17 protein-coding genes, 1 other RNA gene and 1 pseudogene are annotated in these 14,287 nt (G+C 66.2%); 8 read left to right on the top strand and 11 right to left on the bottom strand.

The window, feature by feature from the left end; genetic code table 11:
- Positions 1-239 precede the first annotated feature (239 nt).
- Positions 240-1,181 (top strand): LysR family transcriptional regulator, encoded by a 942-nt coding sequence (locus tag AR540_RS10020; protein ID WP_059228493.1) that lies wholly within the window; start codon positions 240-242, stop codon positions 1,179-1,181.
- A 427-nt stretch (positions 1,182-1,608) separates the two neighbouring features.
- Positions 1,609-2,589 carry a DMT family transporter gene (locus AR540_RS10015; RefSeq protein WP_059228490.1) on the top strand — a complete coding sequence of 327 codons (981 nt, stop codon included), beginning with the start codon at positions 1,609-1,611 and terminating at the stop codon, positions 2,587-2,589.
- On the opposite strand, the gene ubiA is transcribed toward AR540_RS10015, so the two are convergent.
- The 3 genes from ubiA to AR540_RS10000 form a co-directional block, all read right to left on the bottom strand.
- A complete protein-coding gene (gene ubiA / locus AR540_RS10010) occupies positions 2,574-3,521 on the bottom strand; it encodes a 4-hydroxybenzoate octaprenyltransferase (RefSeq protein WP_059228489.1) in 948 nt (315 codons plus the stop codon). The two genes, AR540_RS10015 and ubiA, sit on opposite strands and share 16 nt — an antisense overlap.
- A gap of 61 nt (positions 3,522-3,582) precedes the next feature.
- On the bottom strand, positions 3,583-4,140 hold the full coding sequence (locus AR540_RS10005) for a chorismate--pyruvate lyase family protein (protein ID WP_059228487.1): 558 nt from the start codon (positions 4,138-4,140) through the stop codon (positions 3,583-3,585).
- Positions 4,124-4,693, bottom strand: coding sequence for a DUF2780 domain-containing protein (locus AR540_RS10000; protein WP_059228485.1), 570 nt, complete (start codon positions 4,691-4,693; stop codon positions 4,124-4,126). Before AR540_RS10000 ends, AR540_RS10005 begins: the two co-directional genes overlap by 17 nt.
- A gap of 127 nt (positions 4,694-4,820) precedes the next feature.
- Between AR540_RS10000 and AR540_RS09995 the strand changes: the two genes are divergently transcribed.
- Positions 4,821-6,050 (top strand): nucleoside recognition domain-containing protein, encoded by a 1,230-nt coding sequence (locus AR540_RS09995; RefSeq protein WP_059228484.1) that lies wholly within the window; start codon positions 4,821-4,823, stop codon positions 6,048-6,050.
- Between the two features lie 61 nt (positions 6,051-6,111).
- Positions 6,112-6,203: non-coding RNA, sX9 sRNA (locus AR540_RS09990), on the top strand.
- On the opposite strand, the gene AR540_RS09985 is transcribed toward AR540_RS09990, so the two are convergent.
- Positions 6,198-6,860: a hypothetical protein gene (locus AR540_RS09985; RefSeq protein ID WP_059228482.1), complete on the bottom strand. Its 663-nt coding sequence runs from the start codon at positions 6,858-6,860 to the stop codon at positions 6,198-6,200. The genes AR540_RS09990 and AR540_RS09985 overlap by 6 nt on opposite strands.
- Positions 6,861-7,254: 394 nt before the next feature.
- Between AR540_RS09985 and AR540_RS09980 the strand changes: the two genes are divergently transcribed.
- Both AR540_RS09980 and AR540_RS25720 read left to right on the top strand, forming a co-directional pair.
- Entirely contained in the window at positions 7,255-7,485 is a 231-nt protein-coding gene (locus AR540_RS09980) for a DUF1161 domain-containing protein (RefSeq protein WP_059228479.1), read from the top strand.
- 103 nt (positions 7,486-7,588) lie between these two features.
- The gene (locus AR540_RS25720) at positions 7,589-7,765 is read left to right on the top strand and encodes a hypothetical protein (protein WP_177339216.1); all 177 of its coding nucleotides are present in this window, start codon (positions 7,589-7,591) and stop codon (positions 7,763-7,765) included.
- A gap of 23 nt (positions 7,766-7,788) precedes the next feature.
- On the opposite strand, the gene AR540_RS09975 is transcribed toward AR540_RS25720, so the two are convergent.
- Together AR540_RS09975 and AR540_RS09970 are read right to left on the bottom strand one after the other, a co-directional pair.
- Positions 7,789-8,220: a PA0061/PA0062 family lipoprotein gene (locus AR540_RS09975; protein ID WP_059228477.1), complete on the bottom strand. Its 432-nt coding sequence runs from the start codon at positions 8,218-8,220 to the stop codon at positions 7,789-7,791.
- A gap of 35 nt (positions 8,221-8,255) precedes the next feature.
- On the bottom strand, positions 8,256-8,678 hold the full coding sequence (locus AR540_RS09970; RefSeq protein ID WP_059228475.1) for a PA0061/PA0062 family lipoprotein: 423 nt from the start codon (positions 8,676-8,678) through the stop codon (positions 8,256-8,258).
- Here AR540_RS09970 and AR540_RS09965 point away from each other — a divergent pair.
- Complete coding sequence (locus tag AR540_RS09965) at positions 8,677-9,795, top strand: aminopeptidase (protein WP_082706970.1); 1,119 nt, start codon at positions 8,677-8,679, stop codon at positions 9,793-9,795. The genes AR540_RS09970 and AR540_RS09965 overlap by 2 nt on opposite strands.
- Positions 9,796-10,021: 226 nt before the next feature.
- Here the strand turns inward: AR540_RS09965 and AR540_RS09960 are convergent, their stop codons facing one another.
- Positions 10,022-10,711: a DUF2931 family protein gene (locus AR540_RS09960; RefSeq protein WP_059228473.1), complete on the bottom strand. Its 690-nt coding sequence runs from the start codon at positions 10,709-10,711 to the stop codon at positions 10,022-10,024.
- Positions 10,708-11,292 carry a Rhs element Vgr protein gene (locus AR540_RS09955; protein ID WP_177339215.1) on the bottom strand — a complete coding sequence of 195 codons (585 nt, stop codon included), beginning with the start codon at positions 11,290-11,292 and terminating at the stop codon, positions 10,708-10,710. The genes AR540_RS09960 and AR540_RS09955 overlap by 4 nt, the downstream gene beginning before the upstream one ends.
- A gap of 104 nt (positions 11,293-11,396) precedes the next feature.
- On the opposite strand from AR540_RS09955, the pseudogene AR540_RS26040 reads away from it, so the two are divergent.
- Positions 11,397-11,525, top strand: a pseudogene (locus AR540_RS26040) (IS110 family transposase); the annotation flags it as partial.
- Positions 11,526-11,793: 268 nt separating this feature from the next.
- Here AR540_RS26040 and choV read toward each other — a convergent pair.
- The 3 genes from choV to AR540_RS09940 all read right to left on the bottom strand — a co-directional run.
- Entirely contained in the window at positions 11,794-13,026 is a 1,233-nt protein-coding gene (gene choV, locus AR540_RS09950; RefSeq protein WP_059228471.1) for a choline ABC transporter ATP-binding protein, read from the bottom strand.
- 3 nt (positions 13,027-13,029) lie between these two features.
- Positions 13,030-13,872 (bottom strand): choline ABC transporter permease subunit, encoded by an 843-nt coding sequence (gene choW / locus AR540_RS09945; RefSeq protein WP_059228469.1) that lies wholly within the window; start codon positions 13,870-13,872, stop codon positions 13,030-13,032.
- A 116-nt stretch (positions 13,873-13,988) separates the two neighbouring features.
- Positions 13,989-14,287 (bottom strand): glycine betaine ABC transporter substrate-binding protein (locus AR540_RS09940; protein ID WP_330219589.1); only part of this gene is annotated, 299 nt, incomplete at its 5' end.

Below are 14,287 nucleotides of genomic sequence, written 5' to 3'. Positions count from 1 at the left end.
GGTCCGTTTGCAACGAGGCCGTCCCTGGGGTGGCGCCGGCGGCGCGGGCAGGACGGCGGAATGGGCTGGAACGAGAAGCGGGCATCCCTCAGGGCGAACGGCCGGGCGGGGTTACCATTAGGATGCTAACGATTCTATAAAATTCTCTGTAGAGCGATTAGGGCATCAGCCAGCGAATCTTTGTTTCACATACTGAAATAATGTGGAAAATGGCACTTTCGTCAGACTGTCGAGGCGGCATGGATACCCTGCACAACATGCGCGTTTTCGTCGCCGTGGTGGAAAGCGGCAGCTTCACCGGGGCGGCCCAGACCCTGCAGACCACCACGGCCCACGTCTCCCGGGCGGTGGCCCACCTGGAGACCCACCTGCGCACCCGCTTGCTGCACCGGACGACAAGACGCATCGCCCTGACCGAGGCCGGCCAGCGCTACCTGGCGCGCTGCGAGCAGATCCTCGCCTACGTCGAGGAGGCCGAGGCCGAGGCGGGCCATGCCCAGGCCCGGCCGGAAGGCCGGCTGCGGGTGCACAGCATGACCGGTATCGGCCAGCATTACGTGATCCGCACCGTTGCCGGCTATCGCCAGCTGCATCCCGAGGTGCGCTTCGACCTGACCATGGCCAATCGCATCCCCGACCTGCTGGAAGAGGGCTTCGACCTGGCCATCGTGGTCGCCGCCGAGCTGCCCGATTCCGGTTTCGTCTCCCAGCAGATCGGCCAGACCTACAGCATCCTCTGCGCTTCGCCCGCCTACCTGGCGGAGCACGGCCAGCCGCAGACCCCGGCGGAACTGGCAGGCCATGCTTGCCTGAGATTCATCAGCCCGGTGGTGTCCTTCGACCGCTGGAACTTCGAGGGACCCAACGGACTGGAAACCTTCCGCCTCGGCGAGACGCCTTTCCAGGTCAACGTGGGCGACGCCATGACCGAGGCCCTGCGCCAGGGCCTGGGCATCGGCGTGCTGCCGATCTATTCGGCGGTGGACGGTCTGCGCGACGGCAGCCTGGTACGGGTGCTGCCGGCCTATCGCCTGCAACGTCTCAACGCCTACGCCCTCTATGCCTCGCGGCAATACCTGGATGCCAAGATCAAGACCTGGGTCGCTTACCTGCGCGAGCAGATCCCCCAGGCGCTGGCGGCGGACGAAGCCGTGGTGCGTGCTGCCAGCGGACTTGTCTGACAATCGCATTGAGCTTCGCGGGGCGGTTGGACTAAGCTCGGGGAGACGGCGGCGAGGCCGCGGTCATAGTTAGTAAGCTATTGAAATATCGCCCGGTATCGCGGTCCTGGGGGGCGACAGGACGGCTTCCTCGCGGCACGCTTCGCGGTCGTCGAGGTCCATGTCCCGAGTCGGCGCTCTCGCCGACGGACCGCCGTGCAGGACGGCCGGATCATGTAGGTGGTCGCAAACCGCCGACGAGTTTGTTCGATGTCTCGCGAGCCGGAGACAAACAAGGCCTGGGTGGCCCCAGGAAAATGGCTGAGGAAGCGGGCCGGGCTCGCGCTCGAGTTTACGAGGGGTAAATGAGCATTCCGAAGGCATCTTCAACGCCGTGTGACCGACGCGCAGCAGACTTTGAACAGACTCCAAGCGCCACGGGAGTCCAATGAGCGCCCCAGCAGGACCCACTCTGAGATTCGCCGACCAGCCGCTCAAGGGTATCGCCCTGATCTGCCTGGCGGTCTGGCTGTTCGCTTCCCACGATGCCCTCTCCAAGTACCTGTCCGGTTTCTATCCGGTGGTCATGGTGGTCTGGGCCCGCTACCTGTCCCACACCCTGCTGATGATGGGCATCTTCATCCCCCGCTCGGGCCTGGCGGTGATCCGCACCAAGCGCCCCGGATTGCAGGTGCTGCGGGCGCTGTGCCTGATCGGCTGCAGCCTGTTCTTCACCACCGGGCTGCGCTATCTGCCGATGGCCGAGGCCACGGCGGTCAACTTCCTCGCACCGCTGATGGTAACGGCGCTGTCGGTGCCGCTGCTCAAGGAGAGGGTCACCCGCAGCCAGTGGGCCGCGGTACTGGCCGGCTTCGTCGGGGTGTTGATCATCGTCCGGCCGGGTGGCCAGTTGTTCACCCCGGCGGTGCTCTTGCCGGTCTGCTCGGCGGTGTGCTTCGGCCTCTACCAGTTGCTGACCCGGCTGCTCAGCGGCATCGATAGCCCCACCACCAGCAACTTCCTCACCGGCATCATCAATACCCTGGTGCTGAGCAGCGTGGTGCCCTTCTTCTGGGAGATCCCCACGCTGACCCATGGCTTCATGCTGGCGCTGCTCGGCTTCTTCGGCATGTCCGGCCACCTGCTGCTGACCCAGGCCTTCCGCTATGCGCCGCCGGCGCTGCTGGCGCCCTTCAGCTACGGCCAGATCGTCACCGCCGGCATCATCGGCTACTTCGTCTTCGGCCACGTGCCGGATGGCGGCGCGCTGATCGGCATCCTCATCATCTGTGCCAGTGGCCTGGCGGTGGCCTGGCAGCAGAGTCGCAAGCGGCCCAAGGCCAAGCCGGTCCCGGCACCGCAACCCGAGGCGTCGCCGGAAGTGGTGGCCGACGCCGCCGAGGGCTCGCCGGCTCAGCGTAGCCCGTAGTCGGCGATGATCCCCAAGAGGATCGCCAGGCCCGCCCAGTGGTTGTGCAGGAAGGCCTTGAAGCACACCAGCGGCTCACGATGGCGGGTGGCGTGGAACTCCCAGGCGAAGCAACCGGCCGCCACCACCAGGCTCAGGTAGAACGGCAGCCCCAGGCCGAAGCGGCCGCCGGCCAACGCCAGGCAGAGCAGGGTCAGGCCCTGCAGGATGGCGATGATCACCCGGTCGGCGTCACCGAACAAGATGGCGGTGGATTTCACGCCGATCTTCAGGTCGTCCTCGCGATCGGCCATGGCGTAGTAGGTGTCGTAGCCCACCGTCCAGATCACGTTGGCGACGAACAGCAGCCAGGCGGCTGCCGGTAACTGGCCGGTCTCGGCGGTGAAGGCCATGGGCATGCCCCAGGAAAAGGCCGCACCCAGTACCGCCTGCGGGTAGTAGGTATATCTCTTCATGAAGGGATAGAGCGCCGCCACGCCAAGGGCGCCAAAGGACAGCCAGACGGTGGTGGCATTGGTGCAGAGCACCAGGCCGAAGCTGAGCAGCACCAGCACGGCAAAGAACAGCAGGGCTTCCTTGGGCGAGATGCGCCCGGTGGCCAGGGGACGATTCTTGGTGCGGGCGACGTGGCCGTCGAAGTTGCGGTCGGCAAAGTCGTTGATCACGCAGCCGGCCGAGCGCATCAGCACCACGCCGAGCACGAAGATCAGCAGATTCTTCAGACTCGGCACGCCCTCGGCGGCGATCCACAGCGCCCAGAGGGTGGGCCAGAGCAGCAGATAGATACCGATGGGTCGGTCCAGCCGGGTCAGTTGGACAAAGTCGCGGATGCGCTCGCGGCGCGGACGCGTGGCGATCACCCGGGCGCTGGGCTCGGGGCCGCGGGGCGCGGCAGGACGGCGATCACGGGGACGGGAGGCGTTCTTTTTCATCGGGCGACTGCGTGGCGAAGGGCCCGGCGATTATAAGGGCCCTGCCGCGGCAATGGAGCGCTCAGGACTCGCGTTCGGCGTGGAGCCAGAACGCCGGCAGGAACACCTCGCCTACCAGGATCGCCAGGGGCGCGCGGCGGAACACCGAGCGGCGGGCCCAGCAGGCCGTGGCCTCCGTACCCTCGGGCAGCCAGGCCTGAGGATAGCGACAGGCCTGCAGCGGCCCGCGGACGAAGGCCGGCGCCTGGAACAGCCAGTGGCCGAGCGGGCGATCGCCCAGCGCCGCCAGGTCGAAGTCGGCCGCCTCCAGGGCCTCGCGCGCCGCCACGCTGCGAGCGAACACCCAAGGCTCGCCAGCACCCAGCAGCCAGACCTCGCGTACCCAGCCGGGGCTGGCCGACGGCACGTCCAGCGCCTGGCATTCGTCCGGGCGCAGGGGCTGCCAGCCCTGGGCTAGCACCTCCACGGCGAAGTGCCCCCCACTCAGGGCGGTCAAGCGTTCGGTGAGGGAGCCCCGGTCGGCGTAGAGCCAGCCGAGAGGCGCCTCGGCATAGTCCGGCTCCGTGCCTGCCGCTGCGCGGGTCAGCCAGCGCGGTGAGCCGTCACAGGCCCCAGACATTGCCCAGGGTACTCAGCAGGGAGGGTTGGGTGCCCTGCTTGCCGAGATAACCCAGGATGACCTGGGCGAACTGGGTGCTCATGCCACTGTTCATGCCCAGGGCATTGAAGGTCTTGTTGACGTCCTGACGGCTGTCGGCGTTGCCCAGCAGGCTGCCCAGCGGACTCTGCTTGGCATCCTGGCCACCGCCGCCGAGTAGATTGCCCAGGCCGCCGAGTTGCGCCAGACCGCCCGCGGCGTTGGCGCCGGCGAGCTGGTCCAGCCCCGGCACGGCCTTGGCCAGCTGGCTGTAGTCGTTGCCCACCAGCTGGTTCTTGGCCAGGCCGAGCAGCGCGCCGGTGCCGCCCACCGCCTGTTGCGGGGTGACGTTGAGCTGGGTGGTCAGGGCCTGCAGCAGGCCCTGGGCCTGGGGCGTGGCGGCCGCGGCGGCGGTGGCCTTGGCGTTGTTGTTGCCATTGGCACCGTTATAGGCGTTGACGGCGTCGTTGAGATTGAAGGCGAACACCGGGCTGGCGGCGAGTACCAGCGGCAGGGCGAGAAGGGGCAGACGCATGAGCGGACTCCAGCGATTTTCCTGAAAGATCACAGGATAACCCGGCGGCGATGACCGCAGACTGAACGGCTTCCCGGCGCGGACCCGACGCTGCGGTTATCATCGCCGTTTTGCCGGGAGAACACCGATGCTCAACGGGTTGTGGCTGAGCTTCTTCATCGTCGCCGGGATCAGCGCCTTCGGGCAGTGGCTGGTGGCCGGCAACGCCGGGGTCTTCGCCGCCATGGTGGAGAGCCTGTTCGCCATGGCCAAGCTGTCGGTGGAGGTCATGGTGCTCCTGTTCGGCACCCTCACCCTCTGGCTCGGCATCCTGCGCATCGCCGAAAAGGCCGGCTTGGTGGACGCCCTGGCGCGGCTGCTCGGCCCGCTGTTCGCCCGCCTGATGCCCGAGGTGCCGCGCGGTCATCCGGCGCTGGGGCTGATCACCCTCAACTTCGCCGCCAACGGCCTGGGCCTGGACAACGCCGCCACGCCCATCGGCCTCAAGGCCATGCGCGCCCTGCAGGAGCTCAACCCGAGCAGCACCACGGCGAGCAATGCGCAGATCCTCTTCCTGGTGCTCAACGCCTCCTCGCTGACACTGCTACCGGTGACGGTGTTCATGTACCGCGCCCAGCAGGGCGCGCCGGACCCGACCCTGGTGTTCCTGCCGATCCTGCTCGCGCACACCTGCGCCAACCTGGTGGGTCTGCTGTCGGTGGCCTTCATGCAGCGCCTGAAGCTCTGGGATCCGGTGGTGCTGGCCTGGATCGGCGGCGGCGCCCTGGCCTTCGGCGCCTTCGTCGCCTTCCTCTTCACCCTCACCGCCACGGCGCTGGCCGGGCTGTCGTCGCTGCTCGGCAACCTCACCCTGTTCGGCATCATCCTGGCCTTCATGATCCTCGGCGCCCTGCGCAAGGTGCAGGTCTACGAGGCCTTCGTCGAAGGCGCCAAGGAAGGCTTCGACGTCGCCAAGTCGCTGCTGCCCTATCTGGTGGCCATGCTCTGCGCGGTAGGGGTGCTGCGTGCTTCCGGTGCCCTGGAGGCCATCCTCGAAGGCATCCGCCACGCGGTGACCTTTCTCGGCTGGGACACTCGTTTCGTCGAGGCCCTGCCCACCGCCCTGGTCAAGCCCTTCTCCGGCAGCGCCGCCCGCGCCCTGCTCATCGAGACCATGCAGACCCATGGCGTGGACAGCTTCCCGGCGCTGGTGGCGGCCACCATCCAGGGCAGCACCGAGACCACCTTCTATGTGCTGGCGGTGTACTTCGGCGCGGTGGGCATCCAGCGTGCCCGCCACGCGGTGGGCTGCGCCCTGCTGGCTGAGTTCACCGGGGTGACGGCCTCGATCCTGGTCTGCTACTGGTTCTTCGGCTGAGAGCAGCTAATAAAACTACTGCGCGTTCGCCAAACGGGCGCGTGCAGTGCTCGGAATCCTCACGTACCACTCGTACACTCGTGCGCGAGCCCGGTGCGGTTCCTGCGCGCCGCGCGCGCCCGTCTGACAACCGCTCGCTACGTTTTCTTAGCCGCTCTGATCCTTGTGCTCCGGCTCGAGCATCCAGACGTCCTGCACCATGCGTCGCTGACGACGGGAGGTCAGCTGCTGGGTCTGCCAGTCTTCGGCGATCAGGGCGCAGTAGGTGCCGTCGTGCTGGCCCAGGCGAAAGCGTCGGCGTACCCCGATGGGATCATGATCCGAACCGTAGAAGGCCACGGCGCGGATCTCCAGGCCCTCGAACACCCAGCCCTCGGGCGGCCGATGGTTTTCCAAGGCCAGGCCGTTGTGCTCGGCGGCGCGGCGGATCAGCCCCTGAAAGGTACCGATATGGGTGAAATCACCGGTATTGAGCGGGCCCTGGTGGGTCGCCTCGCCCAGCACCAGATCGGGATCGAAGTCATCCTGGCCACTCTCGCGGATGTCGGTGACGTCGGTGAACAGCGTTCCTCTATTGGTCTTGAGGATCACCGTGAGCTGGTTGATGAACACCGGTTCGGCGCTCATGTTCGACAGCAGGCAGAGGGCGCCCACGCCCTTGCCGGCGCCGCGGTTGATGATCAGCCGCGGCTGGCGCTGGCGCTTGTAGTTGTTGAGCAGCAACTGGGCGTAGAGAATCCAGACGGCCAGGGTGCAGCACTGGGCGAACAGCGTGAGCACCTGGGAATTGTCTTTCAACCACTGGAACATGGTGGGGGTACTTCGCGGATGAGGAACCTCATCGGAAAGAACGTTCGGGTGGCTGGTTCCACCGCTTCGCTGGCCGATGAACAGGCCTGAGAACGTCGCCACAGCTCAGGCGTCCAAGCCTTAGAACCTGTTCATGATCTGCTGCGCGTCGGCCAAACGGCGTTTAAAAGCCCTTGGGTCGCCAGCCCGGCCTGGGCGGCCCCGTCGCCATGCTCATTTACCCCTCGTAGACTCGAGCGCGAGTCCGGTCCGCTTCCTCAGGTCTTTGATTCGCTGGCGCTCACCCTGCGGGCCAGCCGTTGGCTGTTACTCCCGTTGGTCGTTGCGCCCTGTTTGGCTCTGGCTCGCGAGGGTCTGAACAGGTTCTGAGGTCATCCCACCAAGGAAAATCGCCATGCTGCGTCTATCGCTGATCTGCTGTACCGCTCTGCTGAGCACCTCGGTGCTGGCCGAACCCCTGTCCTGCGAACAGCTCAAGGCGGACATCGAGGTCAAGATCCAGTCGGCCGGGGTGACCGCCTATACCCTGGAAGCGGTACCCAACGCCGAAGTCCGTGATCCCAACATGGTGGTGGGCAGCTGCGCCAACGGTACCTACAAGATCATCTACCAGCGCAACGACTGAGCCTCCGAGCAGAAGGCGGACCGTTCATCAGCTGGATGCTTGTACAGTTTCGCTTGGCTTAGTACTGTTTGCGCATACAGTATCTAGCCAAGAGGGTAATGCCATGTCGCTGTTCGCCCGGATTCGCCAAGCTCTGTCCCTTGCCCAACCCGCTCCGCGCTGGATGGAGCGCGAGGATTTCCTGCGCCTGAGCCGTCAACTGCGCGAGCAGAAGCCACGCGCTATGGCCGTCCGCACACTGGATCACAGCCAGGACGATTGGCTCAGCGTACCGGCCTGAGCGCCGGGACCAAGGCGTTTGATTCAGATAGGGGTACAGATGCCCCGCTCCGAACTCACCAGCTCCCGCTGGCCGTCGTAGAGGGTAATCTCCCCGCGACCGAAGGTGTGCCGGCCTTCCAGGCGATAGCGTTTGCCGGCCTGGAAGTCGGGGTAGTCCAGCTCCAGGTAGCACTGGAATCGCAGCGGTTCGTTCCAGCCGAAACGTGGGCCGAAGCCACCGCCGCCATAGAGTTCGTAGCTGTAGCTCACCTTGAGGCTATGGGCGCCCGGGCTGAGCTGGAAGTAACGGCCATCGTCCAGGCGCCGGCCATCCTGGGATTCCGCCAGCAGCGAGGCGCCAACGGCGGGTTCGCGCAGCTGGAGATCGACCCAGGCCTGGTTCGGATCGACGGGAGGCAGCGGCGTGGTACAGCCGCTGAGCAGCAGCAGGGGGGCCAACAACCGCAGGCGCATGGTCGACGACTCGTGACAGGAAGGACGAATCCAGTCTACACGTCGCCACAGCGGCTGGCATTGCTGCGCGCCACTTCCTGGTTGCGTTCGTCATAGAGCCGCGCCCAGGGCCGCCAGCCGGTCTGGCCGGCTTCCAGGCGATAGCGCTCGCCGGCGGCGAACTGCTTGTAGTTGAGGGTCACCAGGCAGGTGCGCGCCTGTGGATCGGCGACCTGAGCGCCGATGTTGGTGGGCTGCACCTCGAACTGATAGCGTACCTGCAGGTCATGGCTTCCCGGCCAGACCTGGAAGTAGCGCTTGTCCTCGAGTTCCTTGCGGTCGGCCCGCAGGGCCTCGAGCTTGGCCTTGCCGTCGCTGTCCAGATCGATCCAGGCCTGCGCCGGATCGGGTTTCGGCAGCGGCCAGAGGGAACAGGCGCTGAGGAACAGCACAGGTAACAGCAGGCACAGTCTACGCATGACGGCTACAACTCCAGGCAGGGAAGGGCGCGATGCCCAATCCAGCATCCTGCCTGCGCGACGCGCGGGCCGTTGGCTGGCGTGGCTGTCCCTGGCCATCGGACTGGGCGGCTGTACCTCGGTCGGGTACTACGGTCAGATGGTACAGGGCCAGTGGGCGCTGATCCGTGATCGCGAGCCCATTGCGACAGTCGTCGCGGACCCGGTGCGTCCCGCCGCCTTGCGCGAGCGCCTCGCCGCCGCGGCCGCTGCTCGGCGCTTCGCCAGTGCCCAACTGGCGCTGCCGGACAATGCCAGCTACCGCAGCTTCGTCGAGCTGCATCGGCCCTTCGTGCTGTGGAACGTCTTCGCCACCGCCGAATTCTCTACCCAGCCCACCACCCACTGCTTTCCCATCGCCGGTTGCGTGGCCTATCGCGGCTACTACCGGGAGGCCGCGGCCCGCGCCGCTGCCCTGGCGTTGCAGCAGCAGGGCCTCGACACCTATGTCGGCGGCGTACCGGCCTATTCCACCCTGGGCTGGTTCAGCGATCCGCTGCTGAGCAGCATGCTGCGCTGGGACGACGACCAGGTGGCGGCGACCATCTTCCACGAGCTGGCCCACCAGCGTTTCTACCTGCCGGGCGATACGGCCTTCAACGAGTCCTACGCCACCTTCGTCGAGCAGGAAGGCCTGCGCCAGTGGCGTGTCAGTCGTGGCCTGCCGCCCCCGGACCCGGGGCGGGAAGCGCGCTACCAGCAATTCCGCGACCTGCTGCTGACCACCCGCGCGGACCTGGCCAGGCTCTATGCCCAGCCGCTCAGTCCGGCCGCCATGCGCGCGGCCAAGGCCGAGCGTTTCGCGCGATTGCGCGCCGACTACCAGCGTCTGCGCGCCACCCTGGCCTGGCGAGAAGATCGGCGCTTCGATGGCTGGATGAGCCAGCCGCTCAACAATGCACGGCTGGTACCTTACGGCCTCTACGAACAGTGGGTACCGGCCTTCGCCGCCCTCTATGCCCAACATCCGGGCAACTGGCCAGCGTTCTTCCATCGGGTCCAGCTGCTCGGCGAGCGCCCGGCCGCCGAGCGGGAGCAGGTGCTCAAGGCACTGCTTGGCCAGTCCAGCGCGCCCTGAATGCCCGAGCGGTTTTCGCCTTGAAGCAGCGGTGTCTTCCTGAGGGCCCGAGAGCGACAGGCTCGCCCACCGTAGGCGACCAGGGGCTCGATGGGGGCGAGGCGCCCCACATCGTTTCGACCCGAGCGTTCCTTGGCTCGGCCGGTGGCTCCCTGCTGCTCTTTCGTCTTGGTCCTTCCGACAGGTGGTGTCAAGCCAGGAGGATCTCGCCGGTCGCCGGCACCCCTCAAGGTCCCACCGTAGTGTAGGGGATCGGTGCCCACCAGCTGCCATAGGGGACGCCGTACTTGGCGATATAGGCCTGGGTGACCTCGGTCAGTGGCAGGGCGTATTGGCCTTTCATCTTTCCCTGATAGGGCCCCTGGGGTTCGATCTCGGCCTGGAGGGTCAGGACCTCGATGGGGTCCAGGCAGGGCCCCATGATCCAGACCTTGACCACACCACCGGGCGCCAAGCCGATGGTGAGATCCTTGCGATAATCCGAGGTACGACCACTGACGGGGCATTCTGCCGGCAGACGCTCGACCATCTTCTTCCGCGCCCAGTCGGGGATAAGGAACGCCGCATGGTAGGTCTGGGGCTCGACCAGGGATTGCCAACGCAGCGAAACCACATAGGGTAGATCCAAGCCGGTCATAGAGCGGCCTTTGCCCGAGCCGATTCGCTTGGGCCAGCCCTTGGCGGTGGCCGATAGACTGGCAGGCTCACCCATGGCGACCACGCCCCCCATGGCATTGGGAAAGATGAGACCGTTGATGTCGCTGATGTCGGCCCGCTCCAGCCAGACCTGCATATAGTTGGGGGCCAGGAAGCCCAGGTACCAAGCAGCATAGGGCAGCTTGGCTTTGGGCACGGCGCTGGATTGGCAGCCGGCCAGGCCCAGCGCCAGGATGAGGCAGAGCAGCCAGCGGCTCATTGCGGATAGCCTGCCTGAGGACGATTGGGATAGACGTAACGCCGACCATCGGGCGTGGGGGCATGGACGAAGACCGCGTCCACATTGCCCAGGCCGCGGCCGATCTGGGCCTGCCAATGGGCGGAGAGGTGCACGTAGCGCCCGAACAGCAGCCGGGTTTCGGCCTGGTCGAGCTTTAGCGCGCCACCCTGAGCATGGGCCTGGAGCTTGGCGGCGATACCTTGCAACTCGTCGGGAATGGCCAGGTCCGGTGTGCCAGGAATGGGGGAGAAGGGCACCCCGTGGGCACTGGCTAGGCGCTGCATCACCCGCAGATAGACCAGGGACAACTCACCCCGCACCTGGCGCTCCAGGCGTACGGCGGCGAAGATCTCGGACTCCGGCAGTTCGCCGCGAGTGGCTGGCAGCCTGGTGCGCCAAGTGTCTAGGGTCAGCCGGGCCTGGCCTGGATCGAACCAGGATTCCTGCTGGATGCGCGCCAGCTCGACCTGGGCCTGGCGATAGCTCCAGGCAGCGTGACTGTCGGTGCCATAGCGCTCGCGCGAGACGAGCGGCCGGGTCAGCAGCAGGCGCTCGGTCATCTCGGCCGGATAGCCGCCACCCAGGTCGGCATGGGCGCCGGGCAGGACGATTTCCTCGTGCTGGGGCGCGACGCGGGTGAGGGCGAAATTGCGCCGCTGCTCGACGCTACCAAGACCTGCGCCAGCGTGGAAAACCCGCCAAGGTAGCCCTGATCGCCTGCCTACGCGTCTTGCTGATTCGGCTCAATGCCATGCTCAGGGACGGTACTCCTTGGCGATCTGAGCCCGATTGAGAAGACAGTTGCTCCTACAGGGGGTGAGGCTTTTGTAGGAGCGGCCCATGGCCGCGATAGTCCAAGCCAGAGCGGTCGCTACGGCGCACCGGCATGACCGCGACAAGACAGTTGCTCCTACGGGTCGATCATGTGGCAAGAGCCAGGGGGTGGGGTGGTGACCGTAGGGCGTGGCAGTGGGCGCGGGAGCATGGCTGTGGTGGCGGCCAGCGGGAGAGAGGGCCCGGCACCCGCGCCTTTCCAGTAGACGGGGTGCCGGGGCGTGGTATCAGCCCGCCTGGGACAGCGGGGAGTGGACCGCGGGCGGTTCGATGTCTTCGCCGGCCTTTTCCAGATTCTTGCCCAGCAGGGCGTGGTAGAGCTCCTTGTCGCCGAGGATGCCCACGGCATGGCCGTCGGTTTCCAGCACCAGCTTGTGCCCGGTGTGATAGCGGATTTCCAGGGCATCGCGCATGCGGATATCGGCCGGGGCCAGGGTCGGTTGGCGTTGCAGGCTGGTGACCGGCATGCCCGGGGTCCAGCGTTGCAGGGACAGGCTCTCGCCGCCACGGCGCAGCGCCTTGACCTTCTGGCCATCCAGTGCCAGCCAGATGTCGTGGCTGCGCTCCAGGCAGATCTCGTTGCCCTCGCGGCCGCACTTGTCCATGCCGCGCATCAGGCTGTAGCCGCTGAGCACGTTGAGCGGGTTGGTATGGGCGACGAAGGTGCGCACGTACTCGTCGGCCGGGTTGAGGACGATGTCCTCGGGGCGACCGTGCTGGATGATGCGGCCGTCCTTCATGATGGCGATGTTGGTGCCGATCTTCAGCGCCTCGTCCAGGTCGTGGCTGACGAAGACGATGGTCTTGTTGACCTTGGCCTGCAGCTGCAGCAGTTCATCCTGCAGCTGCTGGCGGATCAGCGGATCGAGGGCGGAGAACGGCTCGTCCATCAGCAGGATGTCGGCATCCATCGCCAGGGCGCGAGCCAGCCCGACGCGCTGCTGCATGCCGCCGGAGAGGGAATCGGGCTTCTTGTTGCGCCACTGCGTCAGCCCCACCAGCTCCAGCTTCTCGTCGACCAGCTTCTTGCGCTCGGCCGCGGAGCGGCCCTGCATTTCCAGGCCGAAGCCGACGTTCTCGGCCACGGTCAGCCAGGGCATCAGGGCGAACTTCTGGAACACCATGGCGATGCGGGTGGTGCGCATGTCCTTGAGCACCGCAGGCGAGCAGTTGGCGATATCCACCTCGCTGCCCTGGTGCTCGATGAGCAGCTTGCCACGGCTCACGGTGTTCAGGCCGTTGATGCAGCGCAGCAGGCTGGACTTGCCGGAACCGGACAGGCCCATGAGCACGCAGATCTCGCCCTTCTGGACCTCCAGGCAGGCGTCCTCGACGCCCAGCACCTGGCCGGTCTCCTGCAGGATCTCGCTGCGGCCCTTGCCTTGGTCGAGCAGCTCCAGGGCACGCTTGCTCTGCTTGCCGAAGATGACGTCGACGTGTTCGAAACGAATGGCGGTCATGACTTATTTAACCTCGCGTGGGGCGGGTTGCTTGCACACCCGGTCGAGCAGGATGGCGATCAGGACGATGGACAGGCCGGCTTCGAAGCCCAGGGCGATATCCGCGGTATTGAGGGCGTTCACCACCGGTTTGCCCAGGCCGTCGGCACCCACCAGGGCGGCGATCACCACCATCGATAGCGAGAGCATGATGCACTGGGTGATACCGGCGCCGATGCTGGGCATGGCGTGGGGCAACTCGATGCGGGTCAGCAGTTGCCAGCGCGAGCAGCCGAAGGCCTTGCCGGCGTCCATCAGCTCCGCCGGGACGTCCTGGATGCCCAGGCAGGTCAGGCGGATCGGCGCGGCGACGGCGAACACCACCGTGGAGATCAGGCCGGGCACCACGCCCAGGCCGAACAGGGTCAGGGTGGGGATCAGGTAGACGAAGGTGGGGACCGTCTGCATCAGGTCCAGTACCGGGCGCAGGCCGGTGTAGAACCAGGGCTTGTGCGCTGCGACGATGCCCAGCGGCACGCCGACGGCGATGCAGACCAGGGTGGCGAACACCACCTGGGCCAGGGTTTCCATGGTCTCCTGCCAGTAACCCAGGTTGAGGATCAGCAGCAGCGATGCGAGGGCGAACAGCGTGAGGCCGATGCTGCGTTGCAACAGATAGACACCGACCACGACCAGGGCGATGAAGGCCAGGGGGTTGAACCACATCAGGCCGGCGGTCAGGCCATGGATCAGGCCGGACAGGACGTCGGAGATCTTGTCGAAGACGCCGGCGCCGTGCAGCGTCAGCCAGTCGATGAAGTCAGCGATCTGCTGGCCGAGAGGAAGTTTGTGGTCTGTTATCAACATAACGGTGCCCGTCAGCTAGGAGTGGACAGGTCGACGCACGAGATCCAGAGAATTCGTGCGGCGGCTGCGGCAAAACCCGCCCGAACCGGCGCGAGTCAGTCTGATGTTCTGGTCTACTAGGGTGCCAGAGTGGCCTTGGCCACCTGTGCAGCAGGTTCGCCATTGCGTGAGGTCACGCCGGCCAGCCATTGGTCCAGCACCTGCGGATGCGCCTTGAGCCACACCTTGGCCGCCGCATTCGCGTTCTGCTTCTCGTTGAGGACCTTGTCCATCAACTGGTTTTCCATATCCAGGGTGAAGGACAGGTTGGTCAGCAACTTGCCCACGTTCGGGCATTCCTGCACGTAGCCCTTGCGCACGTTGGTGTAGATGGTGGCGCCGCCGTAGTTGGGGCCGAAGACGTCGTCGCCGCCCG

Source organism: Pseudomonas sp. EpS/L25, assembly GCF_001512295.1.
GTDB lineage: Bacteria > Pseudomonadota > Gammaproteobacteria > Pseudomonadales > Pseudomonadaceae > Chryseomonas.
This window is presented reverse-complemented; position numbering and strand designations above follow the sequence as displayed.